At 42.3% G+C, this 18,254-nt stretch carries 17 protein-coding genes and 1 pseudogene; 9 read left to right on the top strand and 9 right to left on the bottom strand.

All coding sequences use genetic code 11. The features are described from left to right. Positions 1-4: 4 nt before the first annotated feature. Positions 5-1,507 carry an arylsulfatase gene (locus AB4513_RS06080; protein ID WP_009847211.1) on the top strand — a complete coding sequence of 501 codons (1,503 nt, stop codon included), beginning with the start codon at positions 5-7 and terminating at the stop codon, positions 1,505-1,507. 131 nt (positions 1,508-1,638) lie between these two features. On the opposite strand, the gene AB4513_RS06075 is transcribed toward AB4513_RS06080, so the two are convergent. After that, the gene (locus tag AB4513_RS06075; protein ID WP_004736367.1) at positions 1,639-2,124 is read right to left on the bottom strand and encodes an Lrp/AsnC family transcriptional regulator; all 486 of its coding nucleotides are present in this window, start codon (positions 2,122-2,124) and stop codon (positions 1,639-1,641) included. 122 nt (positions 2,125-2,246) lie between these two features. Between AB4513_RS06075 and AB4513_RS06070 the strand changes: the two genes are divergently transcribed. Further along, the gene (locus tag AB4513_RS06070) at positions 2,247-2,846 is read left to right on the top strand and encodes a LysE family translocator (protein ID WP_009847210.1); all 600 of its coding nucleotides are present in this window, start codon (positions 2,247-2,249) and stop codon (positions 2,844-2,846) included. A 201-nt stretch (positions 2,847-3,047) separates the two neighbouring features. Here the strand turns inward: AB4513_RS06070 and ahpF are convergent, their stop codons facing one another. Next, on the bottom strand, positions 3,048-4,640 hold the full coding sequence (gene ahpF / locus AB4513_RS06065) for an alkyl hydroperoxide reductase subunit F (protein ID WP_009847209.1): 1,593 nt from the start codon (positions 4,638-4,640) through the stop codon (positions 3,048-3,050). Between the two features lie 228 nt (positions 4,641-4,868). Continuing rightward, complete coding sequence (ahpC, locus tag AB4513_RS06060) at positions 4,869-5,426, bottom strand: alkyl hydroperoxide reductase subunit C (protein ID WP_004736364.1); 558 nt, start codon at positions 5,424-5,426, stop codon at positions 4,869-4,871. Between the two features lie 434 nt (positions 5,427-5,860). On the opposite strand from ahpC, the gene AB4513_RS06055 reads away from it, so the two are divergent. Further along, complete coding sequence (locus AB4513_RS06055) at positions 5,861-6,352, top strand: VOC family protein (RefSeq protein WP_009847208.1); 492 nt, start codon at positions 5,861-5,863, stop codon at positions 6,350-6,352. Positions 6,353-6,518: 166 nt separating this feature from the next. On the opposite strand, the gene AB4513_RS06050 is transcribed toward AB4513_RS06055, so the two are convergent. The 3 genes from AB4513_RS06050 to AB4513_RS06040 all read right to left on the bottom strand — a co-directional run bounded on the left by AB4513_RS06050 (position 6,519) and on the right by AB4513_RS06040 (position 9,021). Then, positions 6,519-7,538 carry an AraC family transcriptional regulator gene (locus tag AB4513_RS06050; protein ID WP_009847207.1) on the bottom strand — a complete coding sequence of 340 codons (1,020 nt, stop codon included), beginning with the start codon at positions 7,536-7,538 and terminating at the stop codon, positions 6,519-6,521. Positions 7,539-7,643: 105 nt separating this feature from the next. Beyond that, positions 7,644-8,642 carry a DUF2860 family protein gene (locus tag AB4513_RS06045; RefSeq protein WP_009847206.1) on the bottom strand — a complete coding sequence of 333 codons (999 nt, stop codon included), beginning with the start codon at positions 8,640-8,642 and terminating at the stop codon, positions 7,644-7,646. A 109-nt stretch (positions 8,643-8,751) separates the two neighbouring features. Further along, a complete protein-coding gene (locus AB4513_RS06040; RefSeq protein ID WP_032555251.1) occupies positions 8,752-9,021 on the bottom strand; it encodes a hypothetical protein in 270 nt (89 codons plus the stop codon). Positions 9,022-9,437: 416 nt separating this feature from the next. Here AB4513_RS06040 and AB4513_RS06035 point away from each other — a divergent pair, with 416 nt between their 5' ends. Continuing rightward, complete coding sequence (locus AB4513_RS06035; RefSeq protein ID WP_009847204.1) at positions 9,438-9,890, top strand: septal ring lytic transglycosylase RlpA family protein; 453 nt, start codon at positions 9,438-9,440, stop codon at positions 9,888-9,890. A gap of 108 nt (positions 9,891-9,998) precedes the next feature. Here AB4513_RS06035 and AB4513_RS06030 read toward each other — a convergent pair whose 3' ends face one another. After that, a complete protein-coding gene (locus AB4513_RS06030; RefSeq protein ID WP_102257807.1) occupies positions 9,999-10,550 on the bottom strand; it encodes a hypothetical protein in 552 nt (183 codons plus the stop codon). 269 nt (positions 10,551-10,819) lie between these two features. Between AB4513_RS06030 and AB4513_RS06025 the strand changes: the two are divergent. Further along, positions 10,820-10,939: pseudogene (locus tag AB4513_RS06025) on the top strand (manganese-dependent inorganic pyrophosphatase); the annotation flags it as partial. Between the two features lie 415 nt (positions 10,940-11,354). Here AB4513_RS06025 and AB4513_RS06020 read toward each other — a convergent pair. Next, positions 11,355-12,623, bottom strand: coding sequence for a triacylglycerol lipase (locus tag AB4513_RS06020; RefSeq protein WP_102257808.1), 1,269 nt, complete (start codon positions 12,621-12,623; stop codon positions 11,355-11,357). An 840-nt stretch (positions 12,624-13,463) separates the two neighbouring features. On the opposite strand from AB4513_RS06020, the gene AB4513_RS06015 reads away from it, so the two are divergent. The 3 genes from AB4513_RS06015 to AB4513_RS06005 are packed head-to-tail and all read left to right on the top strand — an operon-like array spanning position 13,464 to position 16,820. Then, entirely contained in the window at positions 13,464-15,560 is a 2,097-nt protein-coding gene (locus AB4513_RS06015) for a protein-disulfide reductase DsbD (RefSeq protein WP_102257810.1), read from the top strand. Next, entirely contained in the window at positions 15,557-16,084 is a 528-nt protein-coding gene (locus tag AB4513_RS06010) for a protein disulfide oxidoreductase (protein ID WP_009847199.1), read from the top strand. The genes AB4513_RS06015 and AB4513_RS06010 overlap by 4 nt, the downstream gene beginning before the upstream one ends. Positions 16,085-16,094: 10 nt before the next feature. Beyond that, positions 16,095-16,820: a DsbA family protein gene (locus AB4513_RS06005; RefSeq protein WP_009847198.1), complete on the top strand. Its 726-nt coding sequence runs from the start codon at positions 16,095-16,097 to the stop codon at positions 16,818-16,820. Positions 16,821-17,325: 505 nt separating this feature from the next. On the opposite strand, the gene AB4513_RS06000 is transcribed toward AB4513_RS06005, so the two are convergent. Continuing rightward, on the bottom strand, positions 17,326-17,457 hold the full coding sequence (locus AB4513_RS06000; RefSeq protein ID WP_017100407.1) for a hypothetical protein: 132 nt from the start codon (positions 17,455-17,457) through the stop codon (positions 17,326-17,328). A gap of 267 nt (positions 17,458-17,724) precedes the next feature. Here AB4513_RS06000 and AB4513_RS05995 point away from each other — a divergent pair, with 267 nt between their 5' ends. Continuing rightward, on the top strand, positions 17,725-18,204 hold the full coding sequence (locus AB4513_RS05995; protein WP_009847195.1) for a hypothetical protein: 480 nt from the start codon (positions 17,725-17,727) through the stop codon (positions 18,202-18,204). Positions 18,205-18,254: the final 50 nt, after the last annotated feature.

Raw genomic sequence — 18,254 nt, 5'->3', positions numbered from 1 at the left:
TTCTATGAAAAGGATTTTCCACCTTGTTGTGATGAGTGTGTTGAGTAGCTTTTCGCTATCAGCATGGTCAGCACAAGAGCAACCGAATATTTTTGTTATCTTCACGGATGATATTGGAATATCAAACCTGAGTGCTTATCACAATGGTGTGATGAGCAGCGAAACACCGAACATCGATAGTATTGCTGAAAAGGGCATGCTATTAACGGATTACTATGCTCAACCTTCTTGTACGGCGGGTCGTTCTGCATTCTTAACGGGTCAACTCCCTGTTCGAACAGGCATGCACTCAGTTGGGTTACCGGGTGGCCCAGTTGGTTTAAGTGCCGACACGCCAACGCTTCCTGAAATCCTTAAAACCATGGGTTATGTCACGGGGCAGTTTGGCAAAAACCACCTTGGTGATAGAGATGAATTCTTACCGACAATGCACGGTTTTGATGAGTATTGGGGTTGGTTGTATCACTTGAATGCAATGGAATACACAGAAGATCCAGATTGGCCAAAAGATGGATCTTTGGATGCGTTTGCACCTCGTAATGTTATTTATGCAAGATCAGACGGTAAAGGTGGTCAAACGATTGAAGACGATGGTGCATTGTCGATCGAGCGTATGCGTACACTCGACGATGAAGTAAATAAACATGCGATCAACTTCATCGAAAGGGCGGTTGAAGCGGATAAGCCATTCTTCACTTGGTACTGTCCATCACGTGGTCACGTTTGGACGCACCTGTCACCTGAATACGAAGCTATGCTTGGCCAAAACGGTTGGGGACTTCAAGAAGTGGTCATGAAAGATCTTGATGACCATGTTGGTGAAATGATGGCCAAAATGGAAGAACTCGGTATTGCCGATAACACCATCATCATTTTCACTGCGGATAATGGTCCTGAGATCATGACTTGGCCAGATGGCGGTATGACACCTTATCACGGTGAGAAAGGCACAACTTGGGAAGGTGGCGTAAGAGCCCCTGCACTGGTTAGCTGGCCGGGTAAAATCCCAGCGGGTACTGTAGGCAATGGCATCTTTGATGGTATGGATTGGTTACCCACTCTTGTCGCTGCGGCTGGTGGTCCAACGGATCTAAAAGAAAAACTGCTGAAAGGTCACGATGGCTTTAAAGCGCACCTTGATGGTTACAACCAAGTGGATATGCTGACTGAGAAAGGTGAGTCAAACCGTAAAGAGATCTACTACTACGAACGAGACAAGCTGCAAGCGGTTCGTGTTGGTGATTGGAAGGCGCACTTTGTGGTCCAAAATCATGGCTGGAGTGGTCCGAAAGAGGAGCTAAATGCACCATTACTGTTTAACTTACGTCGTGACCCATACGAGAGAGCGGCGGAAGAGTCGGGCATGTACTTGAAGTGGATGGGGCAAAAAATGTGGGCATTTGGTCCTGCTCAAGCTGCTGTACAACAACATCTAGCAACCTTCCAAGAGTGGCCCCCAGTGACACCAGATTTACCAGCTGAAAAAACAGGTGGTGTGGGTAACTAATACGCACTTGTAAAAACTAAGTGCCCGGTTAACAAACCGTTGACTGGGCATTTTTTGTTTGGTCTATCAATCTTTTCTTTGAGTAAAAATAAGCCCGAGTTAATAGAGTTCTGAGTAGATGGTAGCGCAAGCTAATCCCCAAGAGGCAACTTATAGCTGTTTTTCAACTCTTTAACCGAGATATTCGACTGAATCGCACTTACACCTTTTACTCGTCTGATCGAGCTAATACGCTCAAAGTACTCTTCTAAATCTTTCGCTAGCACTTGAATCATATAGTCGGCGCCGCCTGCAATACAGTGACACATAGGAATCCAATCGGTTACTTCGACAAACTCTTCAAACGGTTCTGTGTTTTCTACTTCATGGTTACCTAAGGTCACAAGAGTAAAACCAGCCACATGAAAACCAAGCTTTTTGCGGTTTAGCTTCGCGGCGTAACCATCGATATAACCCGTCTCTTCCATGCGTTTCCAACGGCGCCAACATGGGGTTTCGCTGAGGTTCACTTTCTCTGCGAGCTTGCTGTTGCTCATGCGTCCGTCTTGTTGGATATGTTCTAAGATGGCGATATCTGTGTCATCTAACACTTCTTTGGTGGATTCTTTCTGTTTCATGGTGTTTTTAGGAAGGTCTTGCTCAAATTTGCATTAATATTAGCCTATATAGCAATTTAATTCCTAGTCGAATCTGTAAACTCTCTCCGTATAAATACTTTACTTATTAGGAGTGAGAGGAAATGAGCTCTCAATTAATGCTGGCGTTCTTGCTATTTTCAACATCAATTGCAATTACACCTGGGGCAGGCAATATCGCATTACTTGGGATTTCAAGTCGTTATGGATTTGCTGCGACTTTACCTTTTATCTCTGGGAACGCTGTTGGCATCATCATCGTACTGGCAGGATCCAGTGTCGGATTGGTGAGTCTATTTACCCTTTACCCAGATCTTTATAACATTTTGAAATACGTGGGTGCGGCTTACTTGCTGTTTATGGCGTGGTCGATTGCGAACATGCAAATCGAAGAAAGCACCACAGATAAACGTTCAGGTTTTATGTCAGGTGTGTTGGTGCAGGTGTTAAACCCTAAAGGTTGGATAGCTTCATTAACCGTGTTTTCGCAATTCATTACTCCGAATGCAGATTACTTGATTCAAGTAGTGACCATTATCGCGGGTATGGTGATTACCGGTGTGCCGTGCATGTTGGTGTGGGCGTATTGCGGCACCATGCTGAAAAAATTACTGCAATCACCAAAACAGATGATGTTTGTGAACCGTTGCTTGGGTGGAAGCTTAGCGATGGTGGTTGCCTTTATGCTTTATCAACCGGCATAAATCACAAGGAAAAAAACCACTCCTAAATCCATAGGAGTGGTGTCTAAATGTCGACTAAGTCGTTAACAGTAAAGAATTAAGTTAACAAATATTTAAGGAACTTGAGTTAAAAGCTTTTATGCCTAGAAGCTTTTAAGTTTTAAGTTTTAAGTTTTAAGTTTTAAGTTTTAAGTTTTAAGTTTTAAGTTTTAGGTTTAAAGATTAAGCCGTTTCAGCCTCTTTAACTGGAGCTGAGTTACGGATTAGGTGGTCAAATGCACCTAAGCTTGCTTTTGCACCTTCACCCATTGCAATGATGATCTGTTTGTAAGGTACGGTTGTTACGTCACCCGCTGCGAATACACCTTTCATTGATGTTGCGCCATGAGCGTTAATTTCAATTTCACCGCGTGGTGAAAGCTCTACCTTCGAACCCTTCAACCATTCGCTGTTTGGCATCAGGCCGATTTGAACAAAGATACCTGCTAGTTCAATCTGTTTAAGTTCATCGGTGTTGCGGTCTTTGTATTCCAGACCGGTTACGCGGTTGCCATCACCAATCACTTGCGTTGTTTGCGCCATCTTGATGATTTCGATGTTTGGTGTTGCGTTCGCTTTGTCGATAAGCACTTGGTCTGCACGCAGTGTGTCTGCAAATTCAAGTACGGTTACGTGTTCAACGATACCCGCTAAATCAATTGCCGCTTCGATACCTGAGTTACCACCACCGATAACCGCTGTTTTCTTACCTTTGAATAAAGGACCGTCACAGTGTGGGCAGTAAGCGACGCCTTTATTGCGGTAATCTTGCTCACCCGGAACATTCATTTCACGCCAGCGAGCACCGGTACTGGTGATAACCGTGCGAGATCGTAATGTTGCGCCGCTCTCTAGTTCGACGTGGATGTAACCGTCGCCTGTGTCTTCGGCTGCGATGATGTTTGCAGCGCGCTGCTCAGTCATTATCTCAACACCGTACTCTTTTACGTGCTCTTCAAGGCTTGCCACTAATTTAGGACCTGTTGTCGCTTTCACGGAGATAAAGTTCTCAATCGCCATGGTATCCATAACTTGGCCACCGAATCGGTCTGCAACCACACCGGTACGAATGCCTTTACGTGCTGCGTAGATAGCCGCTGAAGATCCTGCAGGGCCGCCACCGACAACCAATACATCAAACGGTGCTTGTTCGTTTAGGTTAGCCGCTTTCTTTTCTGCTGCGCCTGAGTCAACTTTGTTCAGGATCTCAGCCAGAGACATACGGCCTTGACCAAATAGCTCACCGTTAATAAACACGCTTGGTACTGCCATGATGTCGCGAGACTTCACTTCGTCTTGGAATGCTGCGCCGTCGATCATGGTTGTCTTAACCAGAGGGTTAATCGCCGACATCATGTTGAATGCCTGAACCACTTCTGGACAGTTTTGGCATGAGAGTGAGATAAAAATCTCTACATTAAGCTCTTGATCGAGTTCTTTAATTTGCTCGATTACGTCCGCTTCAAGCTTGATAGGGTGACCACCACTATGAAGCAGTGCAAGTACCAGTGATGTGAACTCGTGGCCCATTGGCAAACCGGCAAAACCGATCGCGGTGCCTTTCTCTTGGTTCACTACCTGCATGATAGGACTGCGAGTGCTTGCGCTGTCATCTCGAATCACTTCAATTTTGTCAGTGAGAGAAGCTATATCATTCGCCAGATCTTGAAGTTTGTTCGCGGTGTCGCTGTCATCTAGGCTAAGGACTAACTGAACATTGGTTTTTAGGTTTTCTAGGTATGCTTTTAGCTGCTGCTTCATTGCTTGATCTAACATAATCGTGCCTGCTCTTAAATTCTGTGTCTTGGTATTGACCAATACCTTCTTGCTGAAAAAGGAAAATAAAAAGGGGGCGCAAGTCGGCAAATATTGTGGTGTTGATGTTTTGAAAGGGTGGCGCGCAACTGCCCTTTAGGAGGGAGGCCGAAGCGCGCCTGTAGAACCGTTTAACTGTTCTGTTTTACTTGTTCTTTCTTAGCTGTTCTTGTTTGAACTAGGCTTAGATTAAATCTTGCCTACTAGGTCTAGAGATGGCGCTAGAGTCTCTTCGCCTTCTTTCCATTTAGCTGGGCAAACTTCACCTGGGTGAGCGGCTACGTATTGTGCTGCTTTAACCTTGCGTAGTAGGTCTTCTGCGTCACGTCCGATGCCTTCAGCTGTGATTTCCATTGCTTGGATAACGCCTTCAGGGTCGATTAGGAACGTTGCACGGTCTGCAAGGCCTTGACCTTCACGCATAACGTTGAAGTTGTTTGTGATGTTGCCTGTTTGGTCGCCGACCATGAAGTATTCGATAGTGCCGATTTTGTCAGAAGTATCGTGCCATGCTTTGTGAGAGAAGTGCGTGTCAGTTGATACTGAGAAAACTTCTACGCCGCGAGATTGAAGCTCTGCGTATTTGTCTTGTAGGTCAACTAGCTCAGTTGGACATACAAACGTGAAGTCTGCTGGGTAGAAGAAGAATACAGCCCACTTGCCTTTAACGTCTTGCTCAGTGATTTCTACGAATTCGCCGTTTTTGAATGCTGTTGCGTTGAATGGTTTGATTTCTGTGTTGATCATGATTCGACTCTCTTTCTAATTTGTAGTGTTTAACGCTATCCCGCGTCGATGGAGCTATATTGCATTCGCACCGAAAATTAGTGAAATCGGACATTTCTATAGATTCAATAGGCAAATCCTATCTTCGTAAGAAGATCGCTATCGACAAAAACTATCGATAAAAGTTATCAAACTAGGGCTACGTTCTATTTCGGCTTATCTCTATTCACGTAAGCCTCTATGTATCTATGTATCTAAGTAGGCAAGGGCAGGCGTGGCTTCTTTAAGCGAGCTGGGATTTGATGCTAAATCTGTAAATAACAAAAAATTATCATTAATATAATTAATGATAATTTCATTTAATCGTTACATCTCCATATACTCTCTCCATCGAAACGAAACATCGAAGCCAGTCTTCGAAACGCACAGAATTAAAAACGAATTTGGAGTAAGTTATGAAAATGAATCACGTAGGCATCATGGTGGGTGACATGGATCAAGCAGTCGAGTTTTACACGAAAGCGCTGGGTCTAAGAATCGTAATGAACAACACTAAGGTTATGGAAGAGCGTGAATCAGCAATCGGCCGTATGTGTATCGCAGTATTTGGCGAAGGCTTCAAAGGCTTCAACATTGCACACCTAGTCACATCTGATGGCATCGGTGTTGAACTGTTCGAAATGAAAGAACGTCAAGAGCGTCACGAAGTAGACTTCTCTCGTCTAGGCATCTTCCACTTCTGTCTGCAACTTCCAAAAGAGCAGTTTCATTCAGCTATTAAGCGTGTTGAAGAGTATGGCGGTAAGGTTCGTATGGACATCATGCGTTACCACCCAGAAGACGAACTAAAACAAGCGCAAATGGTTTATCTAGAAGACCCGTTTGGCAACCTATTCGAATTCTACTCGCACACATACGAAGACACGTACGCGACTGATTACGAGTAATCGCGTTACCTGCCTGTCATAAGGTAGAAAACCGAACCCCCCCTAAAGAGGATTGGTAGAGATACCAATCCTTTTTGTATTTGGATCGACTTCGATTGGCCTGACACATAAGAATGCCGTCGAGAAGAAGCTTCCGCTGAAGCGTATAACTCGCCGGAAAGTGACCTTACGATTTTAGTTCGGTAGGAGAGTGCCCAGTCCAATTTTTGAATGCTCGGCTGAATGCGCTCGAATCTGAGAAGCCAAGTTCGTGAGCGACATAAGTAATATTACCGTCGTTTTGGTTAAGTAAGGTCAGGCTCAGTTCAAGTCGATACTTATCAAACAAACGACGGAAACTCACACTTTCTTGTTTAAGTTTACGGTTCAAGGTTCGAGGGCTTATGTGCAGGTTGCTTGCTACGCTATCTAGGTTTGTGTCTTTCACTGCAAGCACCTTGAACGTTTCATTCACTTTGTAGATTAAGTTGGTTTTTAACACCTTTTCCATCTGTTGGTCAGCAATTCGTACTAACTCTGCATGAAAATCAGGTTGGAATTGGCGAGGCTTTCTCTGTGCCAGTTCGTTAGAGAAAAGGAGATATCGGGCAGGGTAACCTTCTTTCATTTCTATATTGAATACGCGCTCGAAGATAGCCAAGAACTCATCGCCAATGGTGCTCTTGTTGATATGAATGGTAAGTTTTTGCTTGGGCGCATTGAGGTACTTTCGAATGAGCTTGAGAATAATACTGAAATAGAGCCCCAAGCTAATGTGTGTCATTAGCGTTGACTCATCAATGTATTCGGGTGTCACTGTCCAAAGTTCCAGTTCACCGTTATCGGTTTCACGACTGAATATCTTCAATAGTGGGTGTATATGAATTGAATATCGACTCAGTAGTTCACAAAAGCTGGAGATATTGGGGGCGGTTAGCATGGCCATGACCGGAGCGCCCATTTCAAGCTCATCAAAGTAACGGGCTGATTCATCAAACAAGTCGATCAGTTCATGATCAAAACGTTGGTAGATATTGGTGATCCCGGTTTGAAGCTGATGGGCCGAAATCGTTTCGGCGGAGCAAAGTTGTTCATATACCTCTGCCCCTGACCAGATGTCACTGCTGTCTCCAATTCTAGCTTGGATCGCTGAATCTAAAGTTTTAAACCAAAATATGGGCAACTGAGTACTAAAACTTTCCACCATAACTTCCTGTTATTGCTGGTTGTTGAAGAGTGTTCTCCTCGTTAATGTGCCTCAAATTATAGGATTTTTTTACTGGTTACAAGCAGTGAAAAGCTCAGTTAGACCTTAGAACTTGTAATCAACACCTACTGAAACTACATATTGTGACGATTGGTAATATTCAATATTCGATGTGGTTGTTTTTGCACCTAATAGTGATACTAGAGACCAGTTTTTTGCATCAAAGATATTGGCATATTCATAGGCGATAAATGCACCGAAATCTTTGTCTTCACGCGTCTTATTGAAAATAGGGTTCTCTTTATCATAGTCGCGTTTTGCTGCGTTGATCGTGAAAGCCAGACCATGATTGCCGAATCTTTTCGCTAAGTTCACCTCTGCTCCAACACTCAGGAATGATAACGCATTACCCTCAGAGTTCGACGAGAAAACATTGATTGAAGGCGTGAGAATGCCAGACCCATCTTTTAAGAAGTACTGGTAACCCGACTTTAGGTAAAAATACTCTCGCTCTCGCGTCATTAATGCTCGCTCTTCGTCCGTTAAATCAAGTCCTTTTAATCCTGTGTTTTCTTTTTTCACATCGGACTCGCCAAAAGCCATATCGATATTAAAGTTAGTCCCCATCATTTTAGACAGCTGCATTCGAACCACGTTGCCGGTTAGGTCGGTTTCTTCTCTCTTCGAATCAACGGCATAAGGGTCATCCCACACTTCGCCAGAGATCAGCGTTGGTAAGATGGAAAAGTCGATAACCATCCCGCTCTCCAGTTGCTGTCTATAGCCCACTTCAAATGCCAACGTACCTGTAATGATGTCGTCTCTAGAGGTGCCTAAGAAAATTTGCTTGTGATTCAAAGCGCCAAAGGTGTACTGCATCGAACCTAAAATAGCGACCATTCCATTGGCTTCAGTTGCACCAGACGACATTAAATCGGTTTGAGATTGATGATTACTTTGGCCAACATCTAAGTTGCTTGAGTTTGCGGTGAAGCCGGTTAGGAAGGTCATGTTGCCACTGAAACCTTCGCTTGGTGCTAAAGCTGCGTATGAAGGAGAAGCAAGCATCATAGTTGCCAAAAATAGGGAGATAATATGTTTCATCAATAGACTCGTACTTGAATGGTTTTTAATCGAACTGATTTCGAAATCGAATAGCTCTTGAAAATAAATAGCTCTTGAAAGTGAATTGCTTTTTAAAGTGCATTGCTTCTTAAAGTGCTATTGGGGCTTTTTTATTTGCCCAAGGCTTGGCGCTTTCTAGTTGATAGGCCAATTCAAATAAGAGGCGGTCGTTGCCTCTTGCTGCGGAAAAGTGGCTGCCGACTGGAAGGTTCTGCTTGTTCCAATAAGAGGGAGGCGACTTGATGGGAGAACACGCAATATTCGCTAAAGTAGGAAGAGAGTTCGTTGCAGCTGAAGGCGCAACTTTACCCATGGCTTCGAAAAAATATCGATATTTCAATTCACTGACAGTCATCATTTCTATCCCAAGTTAGAAAGTCACTATCCTTGTTTCGAAATCTAGCTTGCTAGATCTATCTTCACTCCGTGTGCTGATTTATGGGAGTAGAATAAAGATCAGGGTGTTGGTTTGCAGTGCAAATATCGCCAATGCTCATACTATTTACGCCAACTGGATTGTCGGGTTATGTGTAGGTAAGCGTTATTACTACACAAAAAAGTAGCCATCGTCGTTCTGAATAGAATGATAAAGAAACAAACAACATTAAGACGTTGTTAAAGTTGACGTTTTAAGGATAAAACCTTTCATGAAAATGACGGAAGAAAGCGTAGTTTATGGAAATATTGCGGGCTCATACCGAATGGTAGCCTTGACTGAGCTGTGACTATACTCAGCACAATATTACTAACCAACAACAACGAAAATAGAGAAACATGCAGAGATTAGCGTTCCCAAATCACATGAAAAAACGACATATCATCTTTACCGCTCTTATTCTTATGATATTAGCTGGATGCACCTCAACGTCGGCTGTCGGCAGTTCTAAAACAAAGGACTATGCCAAGTCACATGCTCTTGTGGGTAAAGCTTCTTGGTATGGCGATAAATTCCATGGAAAACTCACAGCAAGTGGTGAGACATACAACATGAATGCCTACACAGCGGCTCATAAAACCTTGCCCTTTGGGACGATCGTGAGAGTGACCAATACAGACAATGGCAAGTCGGTCGATGTGAAAATTAACGATCGAGGCCCTTACGTAAAAGGCCGAGTTATCGACCTTTCTCACAAGGCATTTGCACAAATAGGTAACGTTAAGCAAGGCACTGTGCCTGTCAAAATTGAGATTGTTGATGACAGTAATACCTTTAGGTATAAGCACTAACCAACTTCAAGTATTCCTTTGAATTGTCAACCACTACTATAAACGGTGCTAAGAGCTAGGCCGGTACTGGTTAGTAATCAAAAGTGAAATTGTATTCGTTAAGCAGGCTCACATCTTACTAAACTTGTGAGACATAAAATGGCCGACGGTTAAGTTGGGAATATAGAATTGAGTCGCTCCGCCAGGTAGGCCTTGCGAATTACCTCTCATTTCAAGAGCTGTATTTCTTTTGGATTGTGAGCCTGCATCAATACGGTCCATCCCTTTAAAACCGCCAAACCAAGCATAAACCGGAGATTTTAGTCTCATCTCCAATAAGTAATCCAATGAACTCCAGTTCTCTTTGATAACTGAGGTCAAACGTCCCCATTCTCTAAGAGATACGCCATTACGCTGCGCAATTTTTTTCTTTTGTTCTAGTCCTGCATCATGTTGGAAAGGGTCGGTTGGTGACCACCATGGTGACAGTGTGGTCTCGTCTGTAATTTCGCCTCGCCCTAAAGTTGGATAACCATTAAATTTATATATCGATGTCCCAGCTGGAAGGAGTTCTCTAGTGGGTTGGCCATATTGTAATTGAAAGGCATCTCTTACAAATGTTCCAGGGCCAGTTGGTATAGAGCCAACAATACTCCAGTCTAAATTATGATTTAGTATCACTTTAATACTCCTGCGTGATTCAATATAAATAGTTGAATTTGCGAATCGAATAACTGTCTGAAAAATAGCTATTATTATTTATTTACAATATCATCACCAAGTATTACCTGGCAATATCACTCAGTGTTCATATATGTTCGGTTTTAATGTATTTGACAAGTGCGCAGGAGGCATGAGTTGATTCGCTATGTCTATATTTCCCCGTCGAAAATCTACATATAGGGTGAGGATGATTAGGGGCAAAAATAAGTGAACTTAGGTGAATTAAGGAGATTAAAAAATCGGCTTTCAATGCTGAACCAACAAGTGACATGCTGACTTTGGAGGGCGTCACTTCTCGTAAGCGCCAGATTGGCCCTGCAGTGCAAAAGGCAATTGAGAGCTTGTAAGTAGAAAGAGATTTTTGGGAGAGGGATTGGTATAGATCCCCCCCCCTTCTTGTTGATAAGCTAATTAACTTGGACTTTAGGACTAAATTCACCAGTGTTTTCGTTGGCAAAATACTAATACTCGCATTGTATAAATATGGTAAAAAGTAGAGTTTGGTTGTTTATATGAAGTGTATAAATAAAAATTTCTTTTTATTTGAGTAGAAATGCATTTTCTGTTGTCCAAAACACACAATGTTTCTACCTAAAGGATTTTATTCTGTATGAGAAAACTAATAATAACCGCTCTTTGTCTTTATATATCTGGCTGTGCAACCAACGGTGCTGTCTGCATTCCTACAGGAGTTAGTATTTACTGTGGTAGTGGTGTCTAAATAAACAATATCAATTGTGGACAACCAATAGTCAATTAATCTTAAAAATTATTTTCATTGGCATTATAGCCTTGTTCGGTTCTCAACCAAAACTCAGAAAGATCTTCAAACAAGTCGTCGTTGTCTAAGATGCTTAAATGGTTTTCATCGTAACCAAGAATTTGGTCGGCGTTTAATTGAGCTGGGCGCCAAAGCTGGCTTGATAGGTCAATTACGCCATCATTACTGTTGGTATTAAATAACTCCCCTGAATTGTATCCAAACGCTAAAAAGTGCGGGGTATGGTTTTTAGTTTTACTACCAAATAACTCGGCGATAAATTTTCCGTCTGGATTTAAATCTACCCAGGCTGGCATCACGATAGGGGAGTATTCAACTCCTTGCTTGGCAGATGTCACCCCACCAAACGGGGAAGATATGGTGGTGATGCTGCTGACAAAATTGCACAACTGCCCGATTTGGCACTGACGAACACTGTTTGCCACGATCAGCCCGCCCATGCTGTGTGCCACCACGTGTGATTGTTGGATCTTGTATTCCGTCACTATGGTATGCAGCAGGTTATTTAAGCCTTTCGAACTTAAAACCAGAGATAAGCCAGAAGGGTAGTTGAATACCCATATTTGGTATTTAGATTGATCGATTTTTTCGATTAATGGAGCAAAATCTAAAGCGGTTGCGTTGATACCATGTACAAATAGGATAGGGATTTTAGTTGGGTCGTATTCCGACAAAAAGTAGAGTCCAGCATTCCCTTCAAAAAAGAATGTTACTGGCTGCCACATGCCGAGCTTAGCGTTTTCTCGCTTAAAGGGCGGATCCGTTAAACTCACAACGGTGCCTATATCGACAAGATCCAATTCCACTTTCAGTAAAGAGGACAATGAGTGATTAACAAAGGCTCTGGGCGCTTTGTTTTCGTTAATGGCGAGTGAAATTCTTACTGTAGAATTGTCTTGGTGATCATGCAGATTAACGACACTGAATGGTTCGTCAGCTTGTAGGGTTAAATCTTGGTTTTTATCATCAAAGACAAGTAGGTAGTGTATTTTTCTAGATAGCTGCAATTGAATACTGTCGCTATCTATTATGCCGTCGTAGCCATCAACTTCGCTTTTATTGATATCTTTTATCTGTTGAATAACGACGGCTGAGCCCGACGCTGGTTCGGTCAAAATGATTTGGTACTGGTCGGTATAGGCATCAATTGCGTCTATCTCATTAGATAGATTTCTAAAATTACCACACCCTGACAGCACAGCACTGAATAACAGTACGAAAAATAATCGTCCAGTAATGAATTGCCTCATTCTAATCTCATCCCCATCTCAACAAGCTTCGTCATTCAATCAATAATTTTTATACATAAACAAACAGCATGAGTTTAATACTAGCAAGAAAACAGAGAGTTAGGTCATACGTTGTTCTTGAGCATGTATTGTCTTGGTCCGAGTTTACTTAGTTCACGCTGCTCGACCGCGGTATGGCTGATGTCGATTGTCTTTTCGATACTGATTGTCTTTCCGACCCTGATTGTTGGTATATGATTTTTACGATTCTCAATCGCTTTGATTCATGAAAATTATCGACATTGAGAAAAAAATTGAACTTTATTATTTTAGTTAAGTCGTATTGCTACGTTTACCATAACAAGACATCTGCAGTTTAGATATGATCTCAAGTCGAAACACACATCAGCTAACTCGTAGCGCACTATTATTAGTGGGTTGGGTTATCTGTTTCTGTCTCGCCAGTAATATGAGTTTTATCCAAGGCTGCAAAGTAAATTATGACAACAGTGATTCTGCTATTTCTACTGCCGTGCAGGCAAACAAGATTAGCGATAGTGGCGTTTTTATTGATGGGGCATCTCAATCCCAAGACGGCCAATCCGTCCAAAAATGTGAGTTATCAGAACACCTGATAAACTTTGATCACCACCAAGTCAATGATCAAGCTATATTCACGTACTTCATACTCGTTGTCGTCGTATTGTGGTTGCTAAGTACTGTCCCGTATTTCCCTCCCTTCACTGAGCCAATCCTCCACAAAGGTAGGCGCATCCATCTCAAGATCTGTGTCTTTAAAGAATGAAAATAAGAGCGTTTAACTAACACTCATATTATTCATTTTTTAAGGAAAAATTAGACATGCCTAAAAGCAAAATGTCATTGCGCTTTGTTGTGCTTTGGCTATTCGTTGCGTTGTGTTCAACATTCACTGTGAACGCAAGTGCGAGCGAATCAATGACTCCTGTTACAACGGGTTGGATGCAAGACAAGTTACATCCGTATGTAGAAACGCGTTTTGTCATGACAGGACAAATTAATAAAGAAGATAAAACCGCGGCGGGTTATCTGGAAGTGAACCTTTCTGATGAATGGAAAACTTACTGGAGAAGTCCTGGCGAAGGAGGCATTGCGCCCAAAATTAAATGGGCTGACTCTAAGAACGTTTCGCAACTGCAATGGTTTTGGAAGTTTCCTCAACGCTTCAACTTGCTCGGCATAGATACGCTAGGCTACAAGCACAACATCATCTTTCCGATGAATCTTCATATTGATGATATGAACAAACCTGTTGAGCTCCATGCAGTGCTGACGATGTCTTCATGCACCACCATATGTATTCTCACGGATTTTGACATCAACTTGGTGTTTAACCCAAGTGAGATGACCGTGAATAACGACGCGATGCTTGTCTACGCAAAAGCAATGAGCGAAGTGCCGAAAGACTCACCGCTTGTAGAGGGTACATCTACGATTTGGGATGCTCACAAGTCGCAACTTCAAGTTATTGCTACACATAAAATTGGTTGGACTGCACCCGATATAATCGTGGATGGTGATTCAGATGAAATGCAAGATGCTGAATTTGGTATTCCTCACATTGAAATTGAAGGTAACCAAGCCATTGCGACTTATGACGTAAGCAGCTGGATGGGCACACCCGATCTCAACAACCAACACATTCGTGTCAGCATCAAAGACAAAGACTTCATTACAGAATACCCAGCCACTGTTACCAACGGCATAGTGGGTAATAGCTCTATGATAAGTATGGTGCTTTTGGCGCTATTAGGTGGGTTGATTCTCAATATCATGCCCTGTGTATTCCCTGTACTTGGAATGAAACTGAGTGGGGTTATTTCTGCTCAAGGCATGGCAAGAAAACAGGTTAGGTTCCAATTCCTTGCATCTGCGAGTGGCATCCTCGCATCCTTCTGGTTAATCGCCACTTTCTTGGCTGTGTTAAAAATATCAGGCAGCGTTATCGGTTGGGGAATTCAGTTCCAAAACGGTTGGTTTATCGGAGGGATGTTTATCGTCACAGCCCTTTTCAGCGCCAACATGTTAGGGCTTTTCGAGATCCGTCTTTCATCTAATACCAATACGTGGATGGCAACCAAGGGAGGCAGTAGTTACGTCGGACACTTTACACAAGGCATGTTCGCAACGCTATTGGCTACGCCATGTTCTGCTCCATTTCTTGGGACAGCCGTTGCATTTGCTCTTGCCACGACTATCCCGACGATGTTTGGTATTTTCACCGCACTTGCCGTTGGTATGGCACTTCCATGGATCATCGTTGCTGCATTCCCATCGATAGCTTTGGCGCTGCCTAAACCAGGAGCATGGATGAACCGTGTTAAATACCTGTTCGGCGGAATGATGCTAATCACTAGCGTTTGGCTCTTTGGCTTGCTTCGACCTCACGTCCCTCAATTGTGGTTATACGCAATATTGGCAGTCAGTGTTTGCTTATTGCTTGTCCGGTTGGTTCAAGTGCATGGAATCAAGACTGCGGGTGCTGTTGCCTTGCTGCTGTTGAGTGTTATCTCTGCCTCGTTATTTGTCGAGAAGGCAACATCCAAAATTCTGCCACCAGAACCTGAGTGGGAAGCTTTGTCGACCGTAGCCATTGATGAGCATGTTGCTAATGACAAAGTAGTTTTCGTTGATGTTACCGCTGATTGGTGCGTGACTTGTAAAGCAAACAAGATCGGGGTTCTCTTACAAGATCCTGTTTACAGCGTATTGACTGAAGGTGATGTAGTGCCGATGGAGGGCGATTGGACAGTCCCAAGTGATAGTGTCACGTCATACCTACAAGATCACAACCGTTTCGGTGTTCCGTTCAACATGGTTTATGGCCCTAACGCTCCGGAAGGTATTGAGCTTCCTGTCATCTTAACCAGTGATGCGGTGATGGAAGCCATTGAGAAAGCAAAAGGTGGTGACGAATGATGAGAAAAAAAGCTAAGGCAAAACCTCAGTCCAAAAAGCAGAAGTTGAGATCGGCATTACTGTATACCTTGTTCGCATTGGTCGTGGTCTTTGGTGTTGATTATTGGCGTACAAAAGACGTTCCAATGCAGAACGTTCCGCCAATGGTTGGGATGTCGTTATCCGGTAAACCGATAGATGTAATAGAGATGAGTAAGAAAGAGCCGGTATTAGTTTATTTTTGGACGACATGGTGCGTCGCCTGCAAATTTGTGACGCCAGTGGTTGATTGGTTTTCATCGAGCTATCCCGTCGTTGGTGTATCACTGACTTCGGGTAAAGATGAAAGAGTTCAACGCTATATGAATGCTAAAGGGTATAGCTACGACAACATTAATGACACTCAAGGTAAAATTGCACGCGATTGGGGAATCTCCTTAACGCCAACACTCATTGTTATTAATGATGGAAAAGTAACAAGTGTTACTTCAGGAATTACTACGCCAATAGGTATCGCAGCCCGACTTTGGTTAGCTAAGTATTAATGGGAAAAATATGAAATTCATTACAAAAAGCATCATCACACTATTGGTTACTCTGGCTTTCTCACCCGTCACTTTCGCAATGACAAAACAAGAAAAAATTGCCGAGATAACGCAAATGCTAGAAACGAACGAAGGTATTATCGATTCAGTTCACGACAGTCTAGCTGCTTACATAGATCAACAAAGTAGCTTTGATAAAACGTTAGTTGAGAGTCATGACTTTATTTATAACAACCCACATCACCCTTGGTATGGTTCCGAACATCCAAAACTGACGATCGTAAATATGACTGATTTTAGTTGCCCGTGGTGTAAAAAATTAGACCCTGTTCTTCGAAAAATAGCGGATGAGTTCCCTAATGACATCAAGGTGATAAATATTTATATCCCTCTAAAGGAGAGAGATTCGCCATTGAACTCAGCAACTTTTGGACTCAATGTCTGGAACAATGACAAAGAAAAATACAAAGCAGTTGAAGAGATGTTGATCAGTAAGCCTGGTATTCACAACGTTCGTTCGATAATGAAAGTAGCGAAGAAGAACAAAGCCACCGATTATGTTTCTTCAGACAGTGAAATAGCGATTGAAGTTGCTGAAAACTATAACTTATTTACGAGGCTGGGTGTTCGGGGTACACCAGCGATGCTAATTGATGGAACATTGCTCCCCGGCTACTTGCCATACGAAAAACTATATCCAATAGTAAAGGCTAAGCTAGAAGAGAAAAGTAAATAGAATAAATTTACGATAACTTAATTATTATCTTTGATGGATAAAAAGCCCTATTGATTAGGGCTTTCTATCATTTAAATATTAATTGTAAAAGTAGATTACAAATTAATAAACAATATACAACGCAGCTAGTCCAAATATGCCTAGAAAACTCAGAACACCACATGTCGAGTACAACAACAGTCTCATTGTTAATTCCTGATTACAAAAAATTATTAATAGTATTTACTTTTATAAATTGTCTTATGTGCAATTTAAGGGCGTGGGGTTGACAAGGTTATATTAAAATAGCACCTCCAGATAAATTATCACTTAACATTTAGTTAGAGTTTTCCATACTTAAATAATTCCCTTTACTCTGTGTTTTTTACGAAGTAATTAGAGGTTGCTTATTTTTAATTTTTACAGGTTGATATTCCATTTTGTTTCTTGTGTGGTTGTTATTTGGGTGGGTAATACGTGAATGTAAATTGATTCATAGAGTGGGAATTAACTCGAGAAACGGAAACTAACTCGTAGAATGGAAGTTAATTTCTCTAATCTGGGTGATCAAGTTATCCTCGATGAGGACTGATACGCTCTCGATTAAGTTGTTATCAACACCGTTAAATACGTTCACGTTAGTGATTAGCTTTTTCATAGTCTGCACCTTTTGGAAATGAGTGTGTGTCGCTGATGGAGTCATCATATGGGGACAGCATTTGAAGAATGGCCATTTGGTGACAGTGATGAATTGGGTGTGTTTTTGCTATTGCTATTGCTATAAGAGAAGGAAGGGGGATTTCTGTCGAATCATTAATTTGAATAATGATTATTGGTGGTGTCACAAAATGGTAAGTTTTGCTCCTTTTCGAGCGCTAAGATGTATTTCAAATCAAGGCGACTTATCAAATTAGAGAGAGACAGAATGACTAAATCAGACAAAGTTTACGGGTTCAACACACCACAACGTCTATTTGTAGGTTACACGTTAGCTGTGCTGGTGGACTTAGTGGTACTTAATTTTTTCGATGAGTACTGGGACTTCGTCAACATTGAGTCTTTCACTATTTCTTTGATAGCAGCGTTATTACTGCAGTTATTGTTGAAGCTCTCTATTGGCTTAGAACACAAGATTGCTGAGCACTTCAAAAGTAAACCGGGTACCGGGCCTAAGGTTTATCGCGCCATCACTACTTACATCATCTTGGTGGGTTCAAAGTTCGTGATGCTAGAAGCGATTAACTTATTGTTCGGCGAGAAGGTGAGCTTTACAGGCCCTTGGAATGGTGTAGTGGCGTTCTTCGCCGTGGTATTTACGATTCTCATTGCTGAAGTAATTGTATCGAAGATCTACTTTGCGCTTGATGATAAACAAGAATCAAACTTGAAAGAAAAGACAGCTTAAGCATAAGTAGAGTTAAACATAGGGGAGTTCGGAATGAACCCTCAATTGAA

This window comes from Vibrio sp. 10N.222.54.E6, from assembly GCF_041473955.1.
GTDB classification, from domain to species: domain Bacteria; phylum Pseudomonadota; class Gammaproteobacteria; order Enterobacterales; family Vibrionaceae; genus Vibrio; species Vibrio tasmaniensis_A.
This window is presented reverse-complemented; position numbering and strand designations above follow the sequence as displayed.

Excerpts from the sequence above, each read along its gene's own strand:
- AB4513_RS06020 (WP_102257808.1), bottom strand. The coding sequence starts at position 12,623 with ATGAGGCAATTCATTACTGGACGATTATTTTTCGTACTGTTATTCAGT.
- AB4513_RS05995 (WP_009847195.1), top strand. The coding sequence starts at position 17,725 with ATGACTAAATCAGACAAAGTTTACGGGTTCAACACACCACAACGTCTA.
- AB4513_RS06040 (WP_032555251.1), bottom strand. The coding sequence starts at position 9,021 with ATGATGACTGTCAGTGAATTGAAATATCGATATTTTTTCGAAGCCATG.
- ahpF (WP_009847209.1), bottom strand. The coding sequence starts at position 4,640 with ATGTTAGATCAAGCAATGAAGCAGCAGCTAAAAGCATACCTAGAAAAC.
- AB4513_RS06035 (WP_009847204.1), top strand. The coding sequence starts at position 9,438 with ATGCAGAGATTAGCGTTCCCAAATCACATGAAAAAACGACATATCATC.
- AB4513_RS06010 (WP_009847199.1), top strand. The coding sequence starts at position 15,557 with ATGATGAGAAAAAAAGCTAAGGCAAAACCTCAGTCCAAAAAGCAGAAG.
- AB4513_RS06080 (WP_009847211.1), top strand. The coding sequence starts at position 5 with ATGAAAAGGATTTTCCACCTTGTTGTGATGAGTGTGTTGAGTAGCTTT.
- AB4513_RS06050 (WP_009847207.1), bottom strand. The coding sequence starts at position 7,538 with ATGGTGGAAAGTTTTAGTACTCAGTTGCCCATATTTTGGTTTAAAACT.
- ahpC (WP_004736364.1), bottom strand. The coding sequence starts at position 5,426 with ATGATCAACACAGAAATCAAACCATTCAACGCAACAGCATTCAAAAAC.
- AB4513_RS06070 (WP_009847210.1), top strand. The coding sequence starts at position 2,247 with ATGAGCTCTCAATTAATGCTGGCGTTCTTGCTATTTTCAACATCAATT.
- AB4513_RS06000 (WP_017100407.1), bottom strand. The coding sequence starts at position 17,457 with ATGAAAAAGCTAATCACTAACGTGAACGTATTTAACGGTGTTGATAAC.
- AB4513_RS06075 (WP_004736367.1), bottom strand. The coding sequence starts at position 2,124 with ATGAAACAGAAAGAATCCACCAAAGAAGTGTTAGATGACACAGATATC.
- AB4513_RS06015 (WP_102257810.1), top strand. The coding sequence starts at position 13,464 with ATGCCTAAAAGCAAAATGTCATTGCGCTTTGTTGTGCTTTGGCTATTC.
- AB4513_RS06045 (WP_009847206.1), bottom strand. The coding sequence starts at position 8,642 with ATGAAACATATTATCTCCCTATTTTTGGCAACTATGATGCTTGCTTCT.
- AB4513_RS06055 (WP_009847208.1), top strand. The coding sequence starts at position 5,861 with ATGAAAATGAATCACGTAGGCATCATGGTGGGTGACATGGATCAAGCA.
- AB4513_RS06005 (WP_009847198.1), top strand. The coding sequence starts at position 16,095 with ATGAAATTCATTACAAAAAGCATCATCACACTATTGGTTACTCTGGCT.